A 19,937-nucleotide genomic window follows, 5' to 3' on the forward strand; every position below is an offset into this window, starting at 1 on the left:
TCAGGCCTTGCTCTCGTTGATGTCCACCCAGCGCAGATAGGGCTTCTCGGCGGTGAAGCCCTGGGGGAACTGCTTCTTCGCGTCCTCGTCGGACAGGCTGGCGAGCACGATGGCCCTTTCGCCCGGGCGCCAGTTCACAGGGGTGGCCACCTTGTGCCTGTCGGTCGTCTGGAGGCTGTCGATCACCCGCAGCACCTCATCGAAGTTGCGGCCGGCACTGGGCGGATAGATCAGCATGAGGCGGATCTTCTTGTTCGGGTCGATCACGAAGACCGTCCGCACCGTCACGCTCGCATCCGCCTCGGGATGGATCATGCCGTAAAGGGTCGCGACCTTCTTGTCGGGGTCCGAGATCATGGGGAAGTTCACCGGCGTCCCCTGCGTCTCGGCGATATCCTGGTTCCAGCCCTCATGCCGGTCCAGCGTATCGACCGAGAGGCCGATCACCTTCACGCCGCGCTTGTCGAATTCCGGCTTCAGCTTGGCGGTGTAACCGAGCTCGGTCGTGCAGACCGGCGTGTAGTCCTTCGGATGGCTGAAAATCACGCCCCAGGCGTTGCCAAGCCACTCATGGAACCGGATCCGGCCCTCCGTGGTCTCGGCCTCGAAATCCGGTGCGACCTGCCCGAGCTGAAGCGTCATGCGAAATTCCTCCGTGGTTCCGGCGATTTCACGACGCTAGCACGGGGTCAATCCACTTTTCCACCCGCCGCCAGCGCGCAACTCCGGCTCCTCGGCCCCGGATGTCGGCAGTCCGGACGCGCCTTCCAAGGGGCGCGCCCTGGCCGGATCAGCCGTAGCGCGAGAGGCCGAGATCCGTCACATCGATGTCAGGGCTGCGGCCGGAGACGATATCGGCCAGCACCCGCCCGGAGCCGCAGGCCATGGTCCAACCCAGCGTGCCATGGCCGGTATTGGTGAAGAGATTGGCCAGGGGGGTCTGGCCGATGATGGGGGTGCCGTCCGGGGTCATGGGCCGCAGCCCCGTCCAGAAGCGGGCGGCACCGATATCGCCCCCATCGGGGAAGAGGTCGCGCACGGAATGCTCCAGCGTCTCGCGCCGTGGCTTGCGGAGCGATGTGCTGAAGCCCGCGATCTCCGCCGTGCCGCCGACGCGGATCCGGTCGCCCAGCCGGGTGATGGCGATCTTGTAGGTCTCGTCCATCACCGTGGAGACGGGCGCCGCGGCCTCTTCCGTCACGGGCAGCGTCAGGGAATAGCCCTTGATCGGATAGACCGGCAGATGCAGCCCCAGGGGACGCAGCATGGCCGGGGTGTGGCTGCCCAGTGCCGCCACATAGGCATCCGCGGTGAAGTCACCATGATCGGTCTCCACCGCCACCACGCGGCCGCCCTCGGCGCGGATTCCGGCGATGCCGACGCCCAGATGGAAGGCCACTCCCTTTTCCCGCGCCCTCTCCGCCAGGCGTTGGGTGAAGAGGAAGGCATCGCCGGTTTCGTCCTGCGGCAGGCGCAGCCCACCCACGAAACGGTCCTTCACGCGGGCCAGGGCGGGCTCGGCCGCGATGCAGGCGGCGGGGTCCAGCAATTCCCAGGGCACGCCATACTCGTCCAGCACGGCCGTGTCGCCGCCCACATGGTCCAGCTGCTTCTGCGTGCGGAAAAGCTGCACCGTGCCGCGCGCGCGGTGGTCGAACTCGATCCCGGTCTCGGCGCGCAGCGCGGCGAGGGCCACGCGGCTGTACTCGGCCACGCGCACCATCCGCCCCTTGTTCCGGCGATAGGCGCGCTCCGTGCAGTTCGCCGCCATGCGGGCGAGCCAGGAGAGCATCTCCCAGTCCGGGCGCGGCCAGAGGACGAAGGGGCGGTGATGCATCAGCAGCCACTTCACCGCCTTCATCGGCACGCCGGGCCCTGCCCAGGGAGAGGAATATCCGTAGGAGAGCTGCCCTGCATTGGCGAAGCTCGTCTCCTTCCCGGCACCGTCCTGGCGGTCGATCACCACCACCTCGTGTCCCGCCTGGGCGAGATACCAGGCGGTTGTGACGCCGATCACCCCGCTGCCGAGGACCAGGACCTTCATCGACGACTCCCGCAGTCTGACAAGCCGGCAGGTTGCGGGTTTCGGGGCGGAAGGCAACCGCACCCGGCCGACCGTTCGCCGCGAGGGTGTTACCGGCCGAGGCACAAGGCCGCCAGGATCGATGATGGGGAAATCCGGCAGGTGGCTGAAGGTGGTAGCGGGAACCGGACTTGAACCGGTGACCCCGGCATTATGAGTGCCGTGCTCTAACCAGCTGAGCTACCCCGCCAGAAACAGCCACCTGCCGGGGTGCCGCGAATTAGGCTGCCGGCGCTTCCGCGTCAACCACCGGGGCGCGGGTTGCACGAATGAATCCGCCGCAGAGAACCCGGTCCCCATCATAGAGGACGCAGCCCTGGCCGGGGGCGGAGATCACCGGCGTGTCCGGGCGCACCAGCAGGCGCCCGGAAGCCGCGTCCCATTCGGCGGTGACGGGCTGCGGCACCTCGCGGGCGCGGAACTTGGCCTCGGCCCGGAACGGCGCCGCGGGCGGATCCATCAGCCAGTTCACCTCCGCGACCGGCACTTCGGCAACGGGGATGGAGGCGGCAGGCGCCACGACGATGCGGCGCCGGCCGGCATCCAGCGCGGCGACGCGGAGGCCGGCATCGCCCGGCAGGCCGAGTCCCCTCGCCTGCCCCACCGTGTAGCGGGCCATGCCCTGGTGCTGGCCGAGCACGCGGCCCGCGGTGTCCACGATCTCCCCGGCCTGTGCCGCCTCGGGCCGAAGCTTGGCGACGAGGTCGTGGTAGCGACCGGTTGGCACGAAGCAGATATCCTGGCTGTCAGCCTTCTCGGCCACGGCGAGGCCGAGCCGCGCCGCCTCGCGCCGCACCGCCGCCTTGTCGGGCATGTCGCCCAGGGGGAAGCGGGCGAAGCCCAGCTGCTCCCGCGTGGTGGCGAACAGGAAATAGGACTGGTCCCGGGCGGGATCGGCTGCGCGGTGCAGCTCGGGCCCTCCGGGGCCCTCCACCCGGCGCGCATAATGGCCGGTGGCCAGCGCGTCGCAGCCAAGATCCCGCGCCAGGGCCACCAGGTCCTGGAACTTCACGGTCTGGTTGCAGCGGACGCATGGAATGGGCGTCTCCCCGCGCGCGTAGCTGTCCGCGAAATCGCCGATCACCGCATCGCGGAAGCGGCTCTCCCGGTCCAGAACGTAATGGGGGATGCCAAGCCGGTCCGCCACGTCCCGCGCATCATGGATATCCTGGCCGGCGCAGCAGGCGCCCTTCTTCTGCACCGCCGCGCCATGGTCGTAGAGCTGGAGCGTGGCGCCGATGACATCATGCCCCTGCTCCGCCAGGAGCCCGGCGACGACGCTGCTGTCCACGCCGCCGGACATGGCGACCATGATCCTCATGGCGCTGCGTTCAGCCCCATCTGCCAGAAATCGGCTTCCAGGCGGGACGCCTCCGCGAAGACCCGGGTCAGGGAGGCGATGCGGGCCGCCCCGCCATGGCTTTCGCCCAGCCGGTCCAGCCGATCCGCCGCCCCGCGCGCCACGGCCTGGTAATCGGCCCCGGCATACTGGGTGATCCAGTTCTCATAGGGGTTGCCGTCGCGCACCCGGCCGGGATGGGCCTCGATCCGCATGGCCACCTCGCCATAGCCGATGGTGCAGGGCGCCAGTGCCACTTCGAGGTCCAGGATATCGCCCCGGAAACCCTGGTCCATCACCCAGCGGGTGTAGCAGACCGTCTCCGGCGCCTCCGGCTCGGCCAGCACGGCGGCCTCGTCCAGGCCCCATTCGCGGCAATAGACAAGGTGCAGCTTTGTCTCGTCCAGGATGGCCTGCACCACGGCACCCTTGGCCCGCATGGCCTCCAGGCTCTCGGCCTTCACCACCGCCAGGGCCTGGGCCCGGGCGAACTGCACGAGGAAGAGATAGTCCTGGACGAGGTAGCGGCGGAAGGCGGCCAGGGGCAGCGTGCCCTCGGCCAGCCCCTGCACGAAGGGATGCCAGCAATAGGCATCCCATTGCCGCGCGGCCCCGGTGCGCAGGGCCCGGAACAGCCCACCTTCGGCGCCGTAGGGCGCGATCCTGTTCATCAGCCCGCGTTGCGGCTGCCGGCGGGCAGCTTCACCACCAGCCCGTCCAGCTTGTCCGTCATGATGAGCTGGCAGCCCAGCCGGCTGGTTTCCTGGAGGTCGAAGGCGAGGTCGAGCATGTCCTCCTCGTCCTCGGTCGGGCTCTCCAGCTTGCCGAACCAGGACGCGTCCACGATGACGTGGCAGGTGGAGCAGGCCAGGCTGCCCTCGCAGGCGCCCTCGATGTCCACGCCATGCTTGTGGGCGATCTCCAGCACCGAAAGACCCAGCGGCGCATCCACTTCGCGGCGCGTGCCGTCACGCTCGACGAAGGTCATCTTCGGCATCGATCTCTCCTACTCGGCGGCCGCGCGTTCGCGAACCAGATTCCAGGCACGCGCCAGCTCCGCCGCCGCCCTGTCCACATCGGCGGGCGAGGTAAAGCGACCAATCCCGATCCGCAAGGTTGCGCGTGCCTCCGCCTCCGGCAAGCCGAGGGCCCGCAGGACATAGGAGGGTTCGATACTGGCGGAAGAGCAGGCGCTGCCGGTGGAGACGCAAACCCCCGGCGCCGCCGCCATCACCGCCTGGGCATCCACGCCGCCGGGCAGGGTGATATTGACATTCCCGGCCACGCGCCGCTCGGGATGGCCATTCACGCGGAGCCCGGGGATGCCGGCCGAGAGCGCATCCAGGAAGCGCTGGCGCTGCCCGGCGATCCGGCCCTCATCCAGCGCCATCTCCAGCCGGGCGACCCGCGCCGCCTCCCCGAACCCGACCACCAGCGGGGTGGCGAGGGTGCCGGAGCGGAGTCCCCGCTCCTGCCCGCCGCCGGAGATCAGCGGCGCCAGCCGCACCCGCGGGCGCCGGCGGACATACAGGGCGCCGATCCCCTTGGGGCCGTAGAGCTTGTGGGCGGACAGGGAGAGTAGATCGATCCCCATCGCCTCCACATCCAGCACGACGCGGCCAGCTGCCTGGGCGGCATCGGTATGGAAGAGCGCCCCCGCTTCCCGCGCCACGGCGGAAAGGGCGGCGAGGTCCTGCACCACCCCGATCTCGTTGTTCACCGCCATGATGCTGACCAGCAGGGTGGGCACCTCCAGCGCCTCCCGCAGCGTTCCCGGCGCCAGCATTCCGTTCCCGTCCACGGGGAGGATGACGGGTTCGAAGCCTTCGGCCTCCAGGTCCCGCACGCTCTCGAGCACGCATTTGTGCTCGGTCGCGACCGTGACGATCCGGCGCCGCTCCAGACCCTGGGTGGCGGCGAAGCGCGCTGCGCCCTCGGGCGCAGCGAAGCGCGCTGCGCCCTTGATCGCCAGGTTGTTGGCCTCCGTCGCGCCGGAAGTGAGGATGATTTCCCGCGCCTCGGCCCCAATCAGTGCGGCGATGTGGCGGCGGGCTTCCTCCACCGCCTCCTCGGCCTCCCGGCCCATCGCATGCTCGATGCTCGCGGGGTTGGCGTAGTTCAACTCCCACCACGGGCGCATGGCGGCCAGCACGCGCGGGTCCACAGGCGTGGTTGCGTGATTGTCCAGATAGGCGGGGCGGTTGGCGGCATCCCTCATGCTGGCGAACATGGGCGATCCGCCCGCCCAGGACGAGGCCCAGCGACGCAGGCCCGGTGCGCTCCCTGTTCAGCCCTGGCGAGCAAGCCGTGCCCGCATTTCCGCATGGGCGGCCAGGAAACGCGCCGCCGTATCCTCCGGGGCGTTCCAGGGCAGGGAGATACGGATGGCCTCTCCGGCCAGTTCCTCCAGCCCCATGGCCTCCAGCACGGGGCTACGGGCCACCTTGCCCGAGGAGCAGGCCGCGCCGGCCGAGACGCGCATGCCCGCCAGGTCCAGCGCGATGACCTGGGTTTCGGCGCTTGCTCCGGGCAGGGCAACGCAGCTGGTATTCGGCAGCCGTGGCGCCCCTGCCCCCGCCACAGGCAGGCCCAGCCCGGCCTCGATGGCGTCCCGCAGGAAGGCCAGCCGTGCGGCCGCGGCAGGATCCGCCGCCGCCGCCGCCGCGCCGAGCCCGGCAATGGCGGGAAGGGCCTCGGTCCCGCCGCGGCGCCCCCTCTCCTGCCCGCCCCCGGCCAGGAGCGGCGCAAGATCGAGCCCGGGGCGGAGAAGCAGCGCCCCGGCGCCCTTGGGCGCGCCTAGCTTGTGGCCGGAGATGGCCATGGTTTCCGCACCGAGGGCGGGGAAGTCCAGCACCATCCTTCCGGCAGCCTGCACACCATCCAGGTGCAGGAGAGCGCCGTGCCGCCAACAGATCGCCGCCGCCTCCGCCACCGGATGGATCACCCCTGTCTCGTTATTGGCCACCATCAGGCAAAGCAGCGCCGGGCCCCCGGATGCCAGCGCCGAGTCGAGCGCCCCGAGGTCCAGCCTCCCATCGCCCAGGACCGGGATGGCCGTGGCGTCCCCGGCCGCGCGCATCACCGCGGGGTGCTCCGTGGCCCCCACCAGCACCCGGCGCCCGCGCCCCAGGGCGGCGATCGCCATGGCATTCGCCTCCGTGCCGCCGGAGGTGAAGACGACATCGCGTGCCTGCGCGCCGAACCGGGCCGCCACACGCGCCCGCGCCTCCTCCAGCACCCGCCGCGCCGCCCTTCCGTCGGCGTGGACGGAGGAGGGATTGCCCGGCAGGTCCATCGCCGCGATGGCGGCCGCACGGGCCTCCGGCCGCAGCGGCTCCGTGGCGTTCGCATCCAGGTAGAGGTTCACCCGGGCTCCTCTCCGGCGGGCGGGGTGCCTCCCGGCACGGGAACGGCCCGGCCCGCCGTCCGGCCTTCCGCCACGTCCTGCAGGCTGATCGCCGAGAGGAAAAGACGGACCTGTTCGGCCAGGGCACGCCAGAGATCGCGTTGGTCCTGTGCCATCTCGTCCGAGTCTCCTGCCTCCGGCGCGGCGGAAATGGTGTCCTCCACGGCCTCCACCACCTCGGCCACGCTGATGGCCGAGGCCGGGCGGGTGAGGCGGTAGCCGCCCCCGGGACCACGGGCGGAACGCACCAGGCCGGCACGGCGCAGCCGCGCGAAAAGCTGTTCCAGATAGGCGACCGAAAGCCCCTGCGCCCCCGCGATCTCGGCCAGGGCGACCGGGGCGCCGCTGCCCTCAGCATCCCGGCGCGCCATCTCGGTCAGGGCGGTGACAGCATAGCGGCCACGGGTGGACAGCCGCATCCTAGCCCTGCCGCCGGCGGGTCAGGAGAAGGCCCGGAAACTTGCCACCGGCAGCCATGCGCGCCGAAAGGTGATGCCCTGCCATGATTTGGTTATGAAATCCGCCACGCACTGCCTATATTGCGCAAGTCCTCTCGGCTGAAAGGCCGTGTGGGGCACATGGTATCCCAAAGGCCCGGTCCGGAACCGCGATAACTGCCGCGAGGCTTCCCCTCGCGCAGGACGGTATCCGATATGCCGTGCTTCCTGGCCGGGGATCCATTCGGCGGAACGGGTCCCGCCCGCAAGCCCCCTCGGGGCGCGGATGGGTCCCGATCCGCCCGGATCCGGTCTGCGGCAGTGGGATGCCAGCGGTGATGAAACAGGTGGGGCGGCTCCTTTCGGTTGATTCCGCGGGGATCCGGCCCGCCCCAGAAAAACGCCCTACGGGGCGGAAGGTGATGATGCCCGAGGTGATGTTTGCCGGCCCTGATGGCCGGCTCGAGGGTCGCTACCACCACGCCAAGCAGCCCAATGCTCCCACCGCGCTGATCCTGCACCCCCATCCGCTGCATGGCGGGACGATGAACAACCGCGTGGTGCATGCGCTCTATGAGCGTTTTCGCGGAATGGGCTTTTCCACACTGCGTTTCAATTTCCGCGGAGTGGGAAAGAGCCAGGGCCGGTATGACGGTGGAATCGGCGAGATCTCGGACGCGACGGCGGCGCTCGACTTCCTGCAGGCCGTGAACCCCGCTGCTTCGATGCTCTGGGTCGCGGGCTATTCCTTCGGCGCCTATGTGGGCATGCAGGTGCTGATGCGGCGCCCCGAAATGGGGGGCTTCGTCTCCATCGCGGCGCCGGCCAGCCATTACGACTTCGGCTTCCTGGCGCCCTGCCCCTGCTCCGGCCTGATCCTGCATGGCGAGGCGGATGAGCTGGTGCCGGAACCCTCCGTGCGGAAGCTTGTGGACAAGCTGAACACCCAGAAGGGCATCAAGATCGACTACCGGACTATGCCCGGCGCGGGCCATATCTTCACGCCGGAGCAGACGGAGAAGGTGGCTGATGCCGCCCAGGACCATGTGATGACGGTGCTGAACCGCGCGCGCATGTCCATGGCGGCGGACTGAGCGCCAGCCGGTCCCAACCGGACCGCACGAAACAGGGGCGGCACCCGGCGACGGGCGCCGCCCTTCTCTTTTGGTGGCCGGCCGCCTCTCTTTGCGCGGGTGGTTCCTGCCGCATCGAGCGGGCGCGGGCAGCCGGGCGGCGCGCCGCGGCCATAGCACCTGTCGCGACGTGCTTCCGCCCGGATCTGCGGGGCGGCACGCCCGCATGGCGCCTGCGCCGCGCAGGTCGCCAGTACTGGGAGAATGGTCAGGCGTATGCCGGCACCCGCCGCCCGCCTGTCATGGGCCGGGGGGCACCAGTGGTGCCCGGAAAGGTCAGGGGCAGGCCACGGGCCACGCGGGCCGCGAGCACCCCGAAGGCCTGGGCCTCCAGCGCATCGCCGTCCCAGCCCGCCACCTCGACCGGACGAACCGGCGCCTCCAGCATGCCGGAAAGAGCCCGCATCAGCGCCGGATTCCGCCTGCCCCCGCCCGCGACGAGCCACTGAACCGGCGGATCGGGGAAGTGCCGTGCGGCCGCGCCAACGCAGACCGCGCAGAAGGCCGCAAGCGTCGCCGCGCCATCGGCCGGGGAGAGCGCCCCGGCCCCGGAGTCTCGGAGGGCCTGATCGAAATCCAGCCGGTCCAGGGATTTGGGCGGCGGTGCTGAAAGATAGGGATGAGCCATGAGTCGCCCGAGAACGGCACCATCGGCCTGGCCGGCCAGAGCGAGCCGGCCATCCCGGTCGTAGTCCTGGCCCAGGGAGCGGCGGGCCCAGTCATCCAGCGGGCCGTTGGCGGGCCCGGTGTCGAAGGCGATCAGCTCCCCGTCCGGTCCGATCCAGGTGACATTGCCGACCCCGCCCAGATTCAGGATGGCGACCGGCTTGGGCAGGGATTCGGCCAGCACTCGGTGAAACACCGGCACCAGCGGCGCCCCCTGCCCGCCCGCCGCGACATCGGCCGAACGGAAGTCATGCACGACATCCACGCCCACCCGCTTCGCCAGCAGGGCGGGATCGCCGATCTGCCAGGTATGGCCCCGCTCTCCCGGGCGGGTGGACGGGCGGTGCAGGATCGTCTGTCCGTGGAACCCCAGGAGATCGGCGGGCATGCCCAGCTTCTCGACGGCCTCGGCATGGCGCTCGGTCAGGCGGCGGGCGCAGTCGAGCATGCCCGGGTCCTCCGCCAGGCGTCCCTCGGCATGCAGGCCGGGGGCCGCGTCCAGCAGGGCCCGCAGATCCCGGCGCAGGGCGGGCGGGTAAGGGAGGGTCACGGAAGGGCCGAAGCGGCCGATCCTTTCCCCATCCGTCTCGACATAGGAGGCGTCCACCCCGTCCAGCGAGGTGCCGCTCATCAGCCCGATGGTTCGCAGCATGGCGACACTTGTGCTACGGCCGGCCCGCTTTGGGAACCTGAGCGACCTTTTGATGAACGACTTCCTGCATCTCGCCCGCGAGCGCGGCTACCTCCATCAGGTCACGGACGAGGCCGCCCTCTCCGCCCGCATGGCACAGGGGGTCCTTCCGGCCTATTGCGGCTTCGACTGCACGGCGGACAGCCTGCATGTGGGCCATCTCCTGCCCATCATGCTGCTGCGGCTGCTGCAGAAATGCGGCCACAGGCCCGTGGCGCTGCTGGGAGGCGGCACGACGAAGATCGGCGACCCCTCCTTCCGCGATACGCAGCGCCCGCTGCTGAACGACGAGCAGATCGAGGTGAACAAGGCCGGCATCCGCCGCAGCTTCGCCCCGTTCCTGAACTTCGGCGACGGCCCCTCGGACGCCATCATGCTGGACAATGCGGAATGGCTGGACGAGCTGGCCTACATCCCCTTCCTGCGGGAGGTCGGGCGGCATTTCAGCGTGAACCGGATGCTGACGCTGGACAGCGTTCGGATGCGGCTGGAGCGGGAGCAGGCCTTCTCCTTCCTCGAATTCAACTACATGCTCCTCCAGTCCTACGACTTCCTGGAGCTGCGGCGGCGGCATGGGGTGGCGCTGCAGCTGGGCGGCAGCGACCAGTGGGGCAACATCATCATGGGGGTGGAGCTGAACCGCCGCGCCGATGCGGCGGAGGTTTTCGGCGCCACCACGGTGCTGCTGACCACCGCCTCCGGCGCGAAGATGGGCAAGACCGCCTCCGGCGCCGTCTGGCTGAACCCGGAGCGCCTCTCGCCCTATGACTACTGGCAGTTCTGGCGGAACACCGAGGATGCCGATGTCGGCCGCTTCCTCCGCCTTTTCACCGAGATGCCGATCGGCGAATGCGACCGGCTGGCGGCGCTGCAGGGCGCGGAGGTGAACGAGGCGAAGAAGATCCTGGCGACGGAGGCCACCGCCCTGCTGCATGGGCGCGATGCCGCCGAGGCCGCGGCCGAGACCGCGCGGGCCACCTTCGAGCAGGGCCAGGCGGCCGAGACGCTGCCGAGCATCACGGCCACGCTGCCGGCCAGCCTGCTGGACCTGGCGGTGGCCGCTGGGCTTGTGGCCAGCAAGGGCGAGGCCCGCCGCCTGGTTGGCCAGTCCGGACTGCGCCTCAACGACGAGGTGGTGACCGACATCGCCCGTGAGGTGACCGGCGCGGATCTGCGGGATGGCGCGGCGAAGCTCTCCGCCGGGCGGAAGCGGCACGTGCTGGTCCGGGCCGGATGAGCATCGGCCAGGGGGAGGCACGGCCTCCTCCTGTCCAGCCGGGGCCCGGATGCGGGAGGCCGCGTCAGCCGCCCCGCTGCACCACGATTCCGACCGAGGTGCTGACGCAGCCCAGCGCCTCCAGCTTGATGTGGGGAAGCGCATAGGGCGGCGTGTCGATATGGGCATCCAGGGGCGAATCGCCCGGATGCAGGTTCAGCGGCCAGATCATGTGCCCGCGTGCCGCCAGCCGCTCGAGCAGGCGCTCGATGTCCTTTCGGCGGAAGTAGGACAGGCCTGGGGTTTCCAGCGTGGCGTCGTTCGAACCGAGGTTGAACTCGGTGGTGTGCACCGCCACGCCGCCGGGCCGCAGCGTTTCCAGGCTGTTCTCCACGAAGTCCAGCCCTGCCTCGATCCCTCCCAGATGCTCGAAACAGCAGGACGACCAGCAGGCATCGAACCCGCGCAGATCCGGCGGGATGGCGTTCATGTCCACGGGGCGGAAGGCCACGCGCTCGCGGAAGGCGCGTTCCTCGACCAGGCCAGGGCGGAACAGCGCCATCAGATCCGACGCGTGCTCATTCGTGCTCTGCCACCCCTCCCCGGCGATCAGATCCACCGGTGCGTCGGTGGCGGTCACCTGAACGCCCTGCGCCGCGAGCATCGCAGGAAGCGGCTCGGTCCCGACGCCGAAGCCCAGGGCACAGGCGCCAGGCCGGATCGCACCCGCGGCCTGGAGTGCGGCCAGGATCCAGCAGAACTCCCATTGCTTTCGGTGCGGGCGCGGCGCCTCCCCGATGGCCGCGCACCAGGCGGCATATTCGGGTTCGTCGAACTGCGCGGCGGTGCAGAGCTGGCTGACCGGGCGCCCCAGGGATGGTGGCTCCAGCCGCCAGGGAATCAGCGGGGATGAGGGCCGCGCGAGCAGCCAGAGCGGTGCCGAATAGGCCTCCGGCAGCAGGGCGCGCCTGAGCGCGGCCGGCGAAGCGTGGCCACGATGCGCGTGGATCTCACCCGGGCTTGGTTCCCTCCCGAGAAGCAGGCGGAAGGCCCAGATGACAGCCTCAGGCGGCAGAGGCGCTTCGGCGTCAGGGTTGCCCAGCTCGGCCCATTCCAAGCCCTGCCTCGGGTAGCTGCTCATGTCGCGACCATACCCCGGCCCGCGTAGGACGGTCGATATGCGTGGTGTGGCATCGATAGGGGCCGTGATGGGCGAGGTGATCCTGCTGCGGCCCCAGGAGCCACAGCAATCTCAATTTTGGCACTTCGTTGAAACTTTTTCGTTTCCCACGCTCGTTTTTTGGTTCAGAACATCAGCACGGAAACGTCGCGGCTTGCTGTCCAGCACCGCTAAACGGAGTGCGCGCCTTGTCCTTTGTGGTCGATGAATGGAATCAGGCGAGCATCGCGACCGATGAGGCGGCCGTTGGCGGAGTGGAGCGCTACCAGCCCTGGCTTTGCACCTGCGCGATCGCCGGCCTCTCCACCATGCTCTGGACCTTGATCTACCTGGCCCATCTCTCCCTGCAGGCCTGAGGCTATCCTTCGCCGCCAGGGAAGGACTGCCCGTAGGAGGGAGGATGCAGGGAAGGCGTTCAGGCAGCCTTCCTGAGTTCAAACCATTATCAGGGATGATGGGCGCGAAAAGTCAGCGAGTTGGCTGCCCCGCGGTGCTCTGTCAGTGCAGGACAGCTTCGCTAGACTGTACCGGCTCAAGGAATTCGAAGCCCGCCTGCTCGTCGCGTTGCCAGCGACGCTGCGCCTCGCGAACCGTGCCATCGGGAAGGCGCAGCAGAACGGCATCCGAGACAGAGCATGGCGTGCCGAGGTGAACGCGGGCACCCCGCGGCGAAAGATCGAACACCACGCAGGGCATCCAATCCTCGCCCAGCCAGAGCCCGCCCAGCTTGATCATCAGCTGCCGGTTGCCATGCCGCCGTTCGCCCTGGAAGTGCTCCGTCATTTCCAACCGCCGATTTCAAAAATGGGATTCGTTGCCGCATCTTGTCCCACGAAACGACGTCGTTTCCCAGTCGCAAAGGCGCGATGGAGATGAAAATTCTCAGAGTCGGGAGACGGGAAACGCATTCTGCGCGCAGGAGGCGGTCGGCCCCGTGCGCTTCGGTGCTTCGGGCAGAGATGAAGGATGGGGACGAGGGGGCGGATGGTGGGCGCAACAGGGATTGAACCTGTGACCCCCACCGTGTCAAGGTGGTGCTCTCCCGCTGAGCTATGCGCCCATCCGCCGGGTCCGCTCCGATGGCTTCAACCATCGTCGTGGGCGGCCCCTTTAACCTGCCGCATCGGGCGCGGCAACCCCGAAGGGGCAAATTTTGGTTCGGCGCGTGACAGCGGCGCGCCGCTGTGGTGATTCGGGGGGAGATGGACCTGCCGATCCCCGCCCCTGCCGAGGCTGCCTCTCCGCCACCCTTCCTGCTGCAACGGCCATTGGTCCAGGCCTCGCCGGTCATCCTCGCCTCGCCCCATTCGGGGCGCCACTACCCCCTGGCCTTCCTGGCGGAGAGCCGGCTGGATCCCGTGGCGCTCCGCCGCTCCGAGGACGGTTTCGTGGAGGAGCTTTTCGCCGGCGCTCCTGCCCTCGGCGCGCCACTGCTGGCGGCCACCTTCCCGAGGGTCTACTGCGACGCGAATCGCGAGCCCTGGGAACTGGACCCCGGGATGTTCGACGAGCCGCTGCCGGATTTCGTCAACACGGCTTCGCCCCGGGTTGGCGCGGGGCTCGGCACCATTGCCCGCGTGGTGGCCAGCGGCGAGAGCGTCTATCGCCGCCGCCTCTCCTTCGCGGAGGCCGTGGCCCGGATCCGTGACCTGTGGGAACCCTATCATGCCGCCCTGGACGGGCTGATCCATGAGACGGTGCAGCGCTTCGGCTGCTGCCTCCTGATCGACTGCCATTCGATGCCCAGCTTTCCGGGCGAGAATGGCAGGGCGGCGGAAATGATCCTTGGCGATGCCCATGGCACCTCCGCAGCGCCGCGCGCGACACGGATCCTGGAGGAGACGCTCACGGGCCTAGGCTACCGCCTGCGCCGCAACGATCCCTATGCTGGCGGATATGTCACGCGCCATTACGGGCGCCCGCGAGAGGGGGTGCACGCGATCCAGCTGGAGATTGCCCGCAGCCTGTACATGGATGAGCGCCGCATCCAGCGCCTGCCCGGCCTCGATCACCTTCGGGCCGATATGGACCGGCTGGTGTCGCACCTGGTTGCCGAGGACTGGTCCTTCCTCCGCGCCTGAACCGGGGCTGCCCACCGGAATTGCCGGAAACCGGGCAAAAAAAGAGGCGGAGCCAGAGGCTCCGCCGAGTTTAGGGAGGAAACGTCCAAGAAAGACAGCAGCGCGACAAGATCGCGTTGCTGCGATGCACAACGTAGTCACCGCCCGAAGGTTGCACAAGAGCTTTTTTGCAGCGCAGCATCACGGAAATTCGATAGCGGGTGTGGCACGCGGCTTGAGCAGGGATGCCCATGCCACAGCGCAATCTGCTCCCCCTCCTCCTGATGCTTCTCGCTTTTCCGGCGTTGGCGCAGACCTCGCCTACCGCCCTGTGCCGGGCTGCCATTGTCACGGCGGAGCGGGAATACGCCCTTCCCGCCGGATTGCTGGCGGCCATCGGCCGGGTGGAATCCGGCCGGCGCGACCCGGCCACCGGCGAGACCGGCCCCTGGCCCTGGACCATAAATGCCGAAGGGGCCGGCAGGTTCTTTACCACTAAGGAGGAAGCGATTGCCGAGCTGCGGCAATTGCGGGCCAGCGGCATGCGGCTGATTGATGTCGGCTGCATGCAGATCAACCTGCATCACCACCCCCAGGCTTTCGCCTCGCCCGAGGAAGCCTTCGATCCGCTGGCGAATGCGCGCTACGCCGCACGCTTCCTGTCCGAACTGAAGGCGGCCTCGGGAGACTGGATGGTGGCGGCCGGGCATTACCACAGCCACACGCCCGCGCGTGCGGAGAGCTACCGTGCCCAGGTGGCGCTGCGCTGGCCCGAGGAACAAAGGAAGGCCGGCACCGTCCCGGCCTGGGGGCCGGCCGGGCAGGCCGACGGGCTGGCCCCGCCCCGATCCGCCCTGGCCAGCTCCCCAGGGACAAGCATCCGCGCCGCCCCTCCGCCCAGCCTCATCCGCATGCCCGGCGCGGCTCCGGAGGGAATGCGCGGCCGCGGGCTCGACTCCTATCGCGCCACCGCCATTCCGCTGGCTACCGGATCCACCCCGCTCCTTGCCCGGCCGAACGGGGGGCGGGGTTGAAGGGCCGTTCATCCCCCCGCAGGGGCCCGCTTCAGGTGAAGGTGACCCCTTTCAGCCCGGCGACCGCGCGCCGGAAAATGTTGGCGAGGCTGTCCAGCGCCGCCTCGCGCGGATCGGAGGCGCGCAGGAGGAGCACCACGTCGCGCCCGACCTCGCCAGGCAGTGGCGAATAGGTCACCAGCCCGGAAACAGGGCCCAGCGCCTCCGCCGCGATGGCGGGCATGAGCGACACGCCCTCGCCCGCCGCCACCATGTGGCGCAGTATTTCCAGCCCCGTCGCGTGGCGGGTTCCCGGAGGCTGGGCGATCCCGCAGGCGGCCAGGGCTTGGTCGCGAAGGCAATGCCCCTCCTCCAGAAGCAGCAGCTCGCCCGGATCCATAAGGGCTTCGGGGACCCGTGGCACCGCGCCGGGCGGATGGATCAGCAGGAAGGCCTCGGTAAAGAGGGGAACTGCCCGCAGCCCTGCATCAGCGGGCCCCGCGCAGCACAGCGCGGCATCCAGGCTGCCGGATTTCAACGAGTCCCGCAGCTCGGCCGTCCTTGCCTCGGAGAGAACGGCCCGCATGGCCGGAAAGCCCTCCCGCATCGGGCGCAGCAGATGCGGCAGCAGATAGGGGCCAAGGGTCGGGATCGCGCCGAGGCGGAAGGGGCCGGAGAGCGGCGTCTCCTCGGTCCGGGCGAGAAGGAGGAGCGCCTTCGCCTCCCGCACCACCACGGCGGCGCGCTCCAGCAACATCTCGCCGCGAGGGGTCACCAGGACGCGGCCTGGCAGCCTCTCGAACACGGCGACGCCGAGCAGGCCCTCAAGCTTGCGGATCTGGGCGGAAAGGGCGGGCTGCGAGACGCCGCAGCGCTCGGCCGCCCGCCCGAAATGCCGGTGCTCGGCGACGGCGAGGAGATATTCGAGATCGCGCAGGGAGAGGCCGGCCAATGACATGGCCGCACGATAAACGATGCCTATTGGAACCAGAACATACCTGTCCTGGCTTTTATCCCCGGCCACGATAGGGCGGGCATGTCAGCGCCGGCGGACAGGCCGCGCCGGGCAGCAGGAGCAGCGCGATGACCGCCCCGAGCAGAACGACGCCATCCACATCCGCGCGGTGCCGCCGGCCACGCGGGCAGACGCTTTCCCCCGCTGGCCGGGCCGCACTTCGGCTGTTGCTGCAGATGATTGCCGCGCGGCGCGACAAGGGCTGAGCCCACCAGCCCTGCCGCCAGGGGCGGAACGACGTTCCCGCCGGGAAACCCACCGGTCTGCGAGACGCTGAAACCGCCGGACCACCCGGTGGCCACCTCCGCCGCCGTCCGGACAGGCGGAGTGCAGCATGGCGAACCGATCCTCCCTCCCCCGCGCGAGCTTCGCGGAAACGGCCGGCTTCCTCTCATCGGTCGTGCTGCCACTGCTTGGCAAAGGCGTGATCCTCCGGCGCCCGCCCGTGGTGGCGATGGCGCAGCGGCTGGAACTGGACCGCCGCGCGGTGGAGACGGTGCAAGGCCTGCGGGAACGGCATGGGGATGGACCGCTCCTGCTTCCGGTTCCAGGCCATCCCTATGCGCTGATCCTTTCGCCCTCCCATGTCTCCCGCGTGCTGGAGTTGTCGCCCCAGCCCTATGCCGCCGCGAGCGATGAGAAGCGTGCCTCGCTCTCCCATTTCGAGCCGCACGGGGTGCTGGTCTCCGATGACAAGGCGAGGCAAGCGCGACGGCCCTACAACGAGGCCATCCTCGATGAGCCATGCCCCATGCATCGCCTGGCCGAACGCTTCCTGGCCGTGGTGGAGGACGAAGCCCTCGAGCTGACGGATGCGGCGGACTACTTCACCGAGCTGAACTGGGACCGCTTCGCCGTGGGATGGTGGCGCATGGCGCGGCGCGTGGTGCTCGGCGAGGGCGCGCGGGATGACCACAAGGTGACGGACCTGCTGGCGCGGCTGCGGGCGGATGCGAACTGGGCGTTTCTCTTCCCCCGCCGCCGCTGGCTCCATGCCCGTTTCCTCGAGCGGCTGGACGAGCATCTGCGCCGCGCGGAGCCCGGCAGCCTTGCCGCCGTGATCCGCGAGACCCCCGCTGCGAAGGGAACGGACCCGCTGGGGCAGGTTCCGCAATGGCTCTTCGCGCTGGACGGCCTGGCGCGTGCCACCTTCCGGACCCTGGCGCTGCTTGGCACCCACGCCTCCATCCGGGCCAGGGCGGAGGCGGAGATTCAGGGCTCTGGTCCGCGCGAGCTGCCTTTCCTGCGGGCCTGCGTGCTGGATACGCTGCGGCTCTGGCCCACCACCCCCGTCATCCTCCGCCAGGCGCAACGGGACGTGGAGTGGGAAGCCGGGACGCTGCGCAAAGGCACGGGGATCATCATCTTCTCCCCCTTCTTCCACCGGGACGAGACACGCCTGCCGCAGGCCCATCGCTTCGCGCCGGAGGAGTGGCTGGAGGGCCGCCCGGAGGACCAGGGTCTTGTACCCTTCAGCGATGGCGCGGTGCGCTGCCCCGGGCGCCACATCTCGCTCATGCTCTCGAGCATGATGCTGGCGGCGCTGCTGCGGCGGCGAGCCTTCGTCCCGGTCGGGATGGAAGGGATCGGGCCGCAGGACCGGATGCCCGGGACCTTCAGCCCGTTTGCCCTGCGGATGAGGCCGGAAGCCCCGCCTTCCCTGCCCCGGGCCTGAGGCGCTCCAGCCTCAGCGGTTACGGGTGACGAGGCGGCCCGGCTTCTCGCCCGATGCGCCCTTGCCCGCGCTGTAGGTGGGCACGCCGTTGCACCACACTTCCTCGATCCCCTCGGAGATCTGCTTCGGATCCTCGAAGGTGGCGCGGTCGCGCACGTTGTGCGGGTCGAAGAGCACGATGTCGGCGAAGGCGCCCTCGCGCAGCACGCCGCGGTCCACCATGCCGAAGATCTCCGCCGCGCGGCCCGTCATCTTGTGGATGGCGGTTTCCAGGCTGAAAAGCTTTACGTCGCGCACATAATGCCCGAGCACGCGCGGGAAGGTGCCCCAGAGACGGGGATGCGGATGCGCGTCATGCGGGATGCCATCGGAGCCGATGACGGAGAGCGGGTGCGCCAGGATGCGGCGCACATCCTCCTCGTCCATCTGCCAGGTGACCTGCCCGGCGGGAAGCAGGCGGGCGGCGGCGGTCTTGATATCGGTGTTCCAGCCGCGCGCCACGTCCCGCAGGTACTTTCCGGCCATTTCCGGGTGCGGGACCGACCAGGTGATCATCACCTCCACGTCGTCGCGCAGCTTGTCCGGCATCAGTACGGTCGAGCCGGCGGGATAAGGATAGACATCGAAGGCGAGGTCCTGCGTGCGCGCGTATTCGGCAAGCAGGGGCAGGGTCTGGGTGGAGCGCCCGTAATTCTCGGGCATGGAGCATTTGTGGTGGCTGACATGCACGGCCACGCCGGCGCGCTTGCCGATCTTCGCCGTCTCCTCGATGGAGGCGAGGATGCGGTCGGCCTCGTCGCGCATATGGGTGCAGTACAGGCCGCCGAAGGGACGGATGGCCTCGGCCACCGCAATCACCTCCTCCGTCGTCGCCTGGGCATTGGGCGGGTAGTAGAGGCCGGTGGAGAAGCCGCTCGCGCCTTCCTGCATGGATTGGCGCACGAGATCATGCATGCGCGCGATCTCCGCGTCCCGCGCGGGGCGATACACGTCGCCCTCCATGGTGCGGGCGCGCAGCGTCTGGTGGCCGACGAAGGCGTAGGTGTTCACCTCCGATCCCCTGGTCTTCAGCGCATGCGCGTAGTCGCCGAAGCTGTCGAAGGTCCACCAGGCCTCCTCCCCCAGCAGGTCCAGCGGCGGGATCGGGCGGGTGGCCGTGTTGCGGTAGGGCGCGAGGCTGACGCCGCAATTGCCCACGACAACCGTCGTAACCCCCTGGCTGGTCTTGCAGGTGGTGCATTCGGGGCCGCAGAGCACGGCGCGGTCGTCATGCGTGTGGCTGTCGATGAAGCCCGGCGCCACCGCCTTGCCGGTGGCGATCACCTCGCGGTCCGCCGTCGCGCCGCCAAGGTCGCCCAGGCCCACGATCCTGTCGCCCAGCAGCCCGATATCGCCCACGCGCCGGGCCGCGCCCGTTCCGTCGAAGAGGGTGGCATCGCGGATGATCGTGTCGCAGCGCAGCGCCATGTTGCAGCCTTTCCAACAGGGTTCGCATTCTGGCGCCGCGCGGCGCCGTGATCCAGGCCCCGCGCGGCCGGCCCGCGGCCTAATCCGAAAAGAAGTCCGGCATGGGCGGGGGCGGCTTCGGGGCGCCCCGCATTGCCCTCTGCACCACCGCCTCCATCGCCTCCAGGAAGCGCGAGCGGTTCTGGGTGGTGAAGCCGGCATGCCGGGTCTCGTGGCCCATCTCCCGCATGTGCCGCGACACCTCCCGGCCAGCGAGGGCGCCGCCGATATTCTCCTGGTCCCAGATCCGGCCGCCGGGGGCGACGGCATGGCCGCCCGCCTGCAGGCAACGGGAGGCTAGCGGGATATCGGCGGTGACGCATATATCGCCGGGCCGGATCGCCTCCGCGATCCAGTCATCCGCCGCATCGGGCCCTTCCGCCACGATCACACGGCGCACCCCGTCCGGCAGGCGCACGCCGCGGGAGCCGTTGGAGACGACGGTGACGCCGAGCCCGTGGCGCGCCGCCACGCGGAAGGCCTCGTCGCGGACGGGGCAGGCATCCCCGTCCACATA

20 protein-coding genes and 2 tRNA genes are annotated in these 19,937 nt (G+C 69.6%); 6 read left to right on the forward strand and 16 right to left on the reverse strand.

Annotation, left to right across the window (positions count from 1 at the left end; all coding sequences use genetic code 11):
- The 9 genes from J8J14_RS10615 to J8J14_RS10655 all read right to left on the reverse strand — a co-directional run bounded on the left by J8J14_RS10615 (position 1) and on the right by J8J14_RS10655 (position 7,247).
- Positions 1 to 642, reverse strand: a complete 642-nt coding sequence (locus tag J8J14_RS10615) for a peroxiredoxin (RefSeq protein ID WP_209379473.1) — start codon at positions 640 to 642, stop codon at positions 1 to 3.
- A gap of 148 nt (positions 643 to 790) precedes the next feature.
- Entirely contained in the window at positions 791 to 2,101 is a 1,311-nt protein-coding gene (locus J8J14_RS10620; protein WP_342452430.1) for a D-amino acid dehydrogenase, read from the reverse strand.
- A gap of 95 nt (positions 2,102 to 2,196) precedes the next feature.
- Positions 2,197 to 2,273: transfer RNA gene (locus J8J14_RS10625), tRNA-Met, on the reverse strand.
- 30 nt (positions 2,274 to 2,303) lie between these two features.
- Positions 2,304 to 3,404: a tRNA 2-thiouridine(34) synthase MnmA gene (gene mnmA / locus J8J14_RS10630; RefSeq protein ID WP_209379475.1), complete on the reverse strand. Its 1,101-nt coding sequence runs from the start codon at positions 3,402 to 3,404 to the stop codon at positions 2,304 to 2,306.
- On the reverse strand, positions 3,401 to 4,093 hold the full coding sequence (gene tenA, locus J8J14_RS10635; RefSeq protein ID WP_209379476.1) for a thiaminase II: 693 nt from the start codon (positions 4,091 to 4,093) through the stop codon (positions 3,401 to 3,403). The genes mnmA and tenA overlap by 4 nt, the downstream gene beginning before the upstream one ends.
- A complete protein-coding gene (locus J8J14_RS10640; protein WP_209379477.1) occupies positions 4,093 to 4,419 on the reverse strand; it encodes a ferredoxin family 2Fe-2S iron-sulfur cluster binding protein in 327 nt (108 codons plus the stop codon). The genes tenA and J8J14_RS10640 overlap by 1 nt, the downstream gene beginning before the upstream one ends.
- Positions 4,420 to 4,428: 9 nt before the next feature.
- The gene (locus tag J8J14_RS10645) at positions 4,429 to 5,652 is read right to left on the reverse strand and encodes a cysteine desulfurase family protein (RefSeq protein WP_245215638.1); all 1,224 of its coding nucleotides are present in this window, start codon (positions 5,650 to 5,652) and stop codon (positions 4,429 to 4,431) included.
- 57 nt (positions 5,653 to 5,709) lie between these two features.
- On the reverse strand, positions 5,710 to 6,789 hold the full coding sequence (locus J8J14_RS10650; protein ID WP_209379478.1) for a cysteine desulfurase family protein: 1,080 nt from the start codon (positions 6,787 to 6,789) through the stop codon (positions 5,710 to 5,712).
- A complete protein-coding gene (locus tag J8J14_RS10655; protein WP_209379479.1) occupies positions 6,786 to 7,247 on the reverse strand; it encodes an Rrf2 family transcriptional regulator in 462 nt (153 codons plus the stop codon). Before J8J14_RS10655 ends, J8J14_RS10650 begins: the two co-directional genes overlap by 4 nt.
- 443 nt (positions 7,248 to 7,690) lie before the next feature.
- On the opposite strand from J8J14_RS10655, the gene J8J14_RS10660 reads away from it, so the two are divergent.
- Positions 7,691 to 8,359 (forward strand): alpha/beta hydrolase, encoded by a 669-nt coding sequence (locus J8J14_RS10660; RefSeq protein ID WP_209379480.1) that lies wholly within the window; start codon positions 7,691 to 7,693, stop codon positions 8,357 to 8,359.
- A gap of 247 nt (positions 8,360 to 8,606) precedes the next feature.
- Here J8J14_RS10660 and J8J14_RS10665 read toward each other — a convergent pair whose 3' ends face one another.
- Entirely contained in the window at positions 8,607 to 9,713 is a 1,107-nt protein-coding gene (locus J8J14_RS10665; RefSeq protein ID WP_209379510.1) for an anhydro-N-acetylmuramic acid kinase, read from the reverse strand.
- 55 nt (positions 9,714 to 9,768) lie between these two features.
- Between J8J14_RS10665 and tyrS the strand changes: the two genes are divergently transcribed.
- Positions 9,769 to 10,992 (forward strand): tyrosine--tRNA ligase, encoded by a 1,224-nt coding sequence (gene tyrS / locus J8J14_RS10670; protein WP_209379511.1) that lies wholly within the window; start codon positions 9,769 to 9,771, stop codon positions 10,990 to 10,992.
- Between the two features lie 64 nt (positions 10,993 to 11,056).
- On the opposite strand, the gene J8J14_RS10675 is transcribed toward tyrS, so the two are convergent.
- Positions 11,057 to 12,112, reverse strand: coding sequence for an SAM-dependent methyltransferase (locus J8J14_RS10675; protein ID WP_209379481.1), 1,056 nt, complete (start codon positions 12,110 to 12,112; stop codon positions 11,057 to 11,059).
- 227 nt (positions 12,113 to 12,339) lie between these two features.
- Here J8J14_RS10675 and J8J14_RS10680 point away from each other — a divergent pair, with 227 nt between their 5' ends.
- Positions 12,340 to 12,507, forward strand: coding sequence for a hypothetical protein (locus J8J14_RS10680; protein WP_209379482.1), 168 nt, complete (start codon positions 12,340 to 12,342; stop codon positions 12,505 to 12,507).
- Between the two features lie 142 nt (positions 12,508 to 12,649).
- On the opposite strand, the gene J8J14_RS10685 is transcribed toward J8J14_RS10680, so the two are convergent.
- The gene (locus tag J8J14_RS10685) at positions 12,650 to 12,934 is read right to left on the reverse strand and encodes a PilZ domain-containing protein (RefSeq protein ID WP_209379483.1); all 285 of its coding nucleotides are present in this window, start codon (positions 12,932 to 12,934) and stop codon (positions 12,650 to 12,652) included.
- Positions 12,935 to 13,136: 202 nt separating this feature from the next.
- A tRNA-Val gene (locus tag J8J14_RS10690) sits at positions 13,137 to 13,211 on the reverse strand.
- 142 nt (positions 13,212 to 13,353) lie between these two features.
- Between J8J14_RS10690 and J8J14_RS10695 the strand changes: the two genes are divergently transcribed.
- Positions 13,354 to 14,232, forward strand: coding sequence for an N-formylglutamate amidohydrolase (locus tag J8J14_RS10695; protein ID WP_209379484.1), 879 nt, complete (start codon positions 13,354 to 13,356; stop codon positions 14,230 to 14,232).
- A 230-nt stretch (positions 14,233 to 14,462) separates the two neighbouring features.
- Entirely contained in the window at positions 14,463 to 15,245 is a 783-nt protein-coding gene (locus J8J14_RS10700) for a lytic transglycosylase domain-containing protein (protein ID WP_209379485.1), read from the forward strand.
- A 31-nt stretch (positions 15,246 to 15,276) separates the two neighbouring features.
- Here J8J14_RS10700 and J8J14_RS10705 read toward each other — a convergent pair whose 3' ends face one another.
- Positions 15,277 to 16,182, reverse strand: coding sequence for a LysR substrate-binding domain-containing protein (locus J8J14_RS10705; RefSeq protein ID WP_209379486.1), 906 nt, complete (start codon positions 16,180 to 16,182; stop codon positions 15,277 to 15,279).
- 391 nt (positions 16,183 to 16,573) lie between these two features.
- On the opposite strand from J8J14_RS10705, the gene J8J14_RS10710 reads away from it, so the two are divergent.
- Positions 16,574 to 17,914: a cytochrome P450 gene (locus J8J14_RS10710; RefSeq protein ID WP_209379487.1), complete on the forward strand. Its 1,341-nt coding sequence runs from the start codon at positions 16,574 to 16,576 to the stop codon at positions 17,912 to 17,914.
- Positions 17,915 to 17,926: 12 nt separating this feature from the next.
- Here the strand turns inward: J8J14_RS10710 and J8J14_RS10715 are convergent, their stop codons facing one another.
- Together J8J14_RS10715 and J8J14_RS10720 are read right to left on the reverse strand one after the other, a co-directional pair.
- On the reverse strand, positions 17,927 to 19,381 hold the full coding sequence (locus tag J8J14_RS10715; protein WP_209379488.1) for an N-acyl-D-amino-acid deacylase family protein: 1,455 nt from the start codon (positions 19,379 to 19,381) through the stop codon (positions 17,927 to 17,929).
- 79 nt (positions 19,382 to 19,460) lie between these two features.
- On the reverse strand, positions 19,461 to 19,934 hold the full coding sequence (locus J8J14_RS10720) for a YaiI/YqxD family protein (protein WP_342452431.1): 474 nt from the start codon (positions 19,932 to 19,934) through the stop codon (positions 19,461 to 19,463).
- Positions 19,935 to 19,937: the final 3 nt, after the last annotated feature.

Source organism: Pararoseomonas baculiformis, assembly GCF_017813395.1.
Classification (GTDB): domain Bacteria; phylum Pseudomonadota; class Alphaproteobacteria; order Acetobacterales; family Acetobacteraceae; genus Roseomonas; species Roseomonas baculiformis.

Bases quoted from the DNA above. Each gene is read 5' to 3' on its own strand.
- J8J14_RS10615 (WP_209379473.1), bottom strand. From the start codon at position 642: ATGACGCTTCAGCTCGGGCAGGTCGCACCGGATTTCGAGGCCGAGACC.
- mnmA (WP_209379475.1), bottom strand. From the start codon at position 3,404: ATGAGGATCATGGTCGCCATGTCCGGCGGCGTGGACAGCAGCGTCGTC.
- tenA (WP_209379476.1), bottom strand. From the start codon at position 4,093: ATGAACAGGATCGCGCCCTACGGCGCCGAAGGTGGGCTGTTCCGGGCC.
- J8J14_RS10640 (WP_209379477.1), bottom strand. From the start codon at position 4,419: ATGCCGAAGATGACCTTCGTCGAGCGTGACGGCACGCGCCGCGAAGTG.
- J8J14_RS10645 (WP_245215638.1), bottom strand. From the start codon at position 5,652: ATGTTCGCCAGCATGAGGGATGCCGCCAACCGCCCCGCCTATCTGGAC.
- J8J14_RS10655 (WP_209379479.1), bottom strand. From the start codon at position 7,247: ATGCGGCTGTCCACCCGTGGCCGCTATGCTGTCACCGCCCTGACCGAG.
- J8J14_RS10660 (WP_209379480.1), top strand. From the start codon at position 7,691: ATGCCCGAGGTGATGTTTGCCGGCCCTGATGGCCGGCTCGAGGGTCGC.
- tyrS (WP_209379511.1), top strand. From the start codon at position 9,769: ATGAACGACTTCCTGCATCTCGCCCGCGAGCGCGGCTACCTCCATCAG.
- J8J14_RS10675 (WP_209379481.1), bottom strand. From the start codon at position 12,112: ATGAGCAGCTACCCGAGGCAGGGCTTGGAATGGGCCGAGCTGGGCAAC.
- J8J14_RS10685 (WP_209379483.1), bottom strand. From the start codon at position 12,934: ATGACGGAGCACTTCCAGGGCGAACGGCGGCATGGCAACCGGCAGCTG.
- J8J14_RS10695 (WP_209379484.1), top strand. From the start codon at position 13,354: ATGGACCTGCCGATCCCCGCCCCTGCCGAGGCTGCCTCTCCGCCACCC.
- J8J14_RS10700 (WP_209379485.1), top strand. From the start codon at position 14,463: ATGCCACAGCGCAATCTGCTCCCCCTCCTCCTGATGCTTCTCGCTTTT.
- J8J14_RS10705 (WP_209379486.1), bottom strand. From the start codon at position 16,182: ATGTCATTGGCCGGCCTCTCCCTGCGCGATCTCGAATATCTCCTCGCC.
- J8J14_RS10710 (WP_209379487.1), top strand. From the start codon at position 16,574: ATGGCGAACCGATCCTCCCTCCCCCGCGCGAGCTTCGCGGAAACGGCC.
- J8J14_RS10715 (WP_209379488.1), bottom strand. From the start codon at position 19,381: ATGGCGCTGCGCTGCGACACGATCATCCGCGATGCCACCCTCTTCGAC.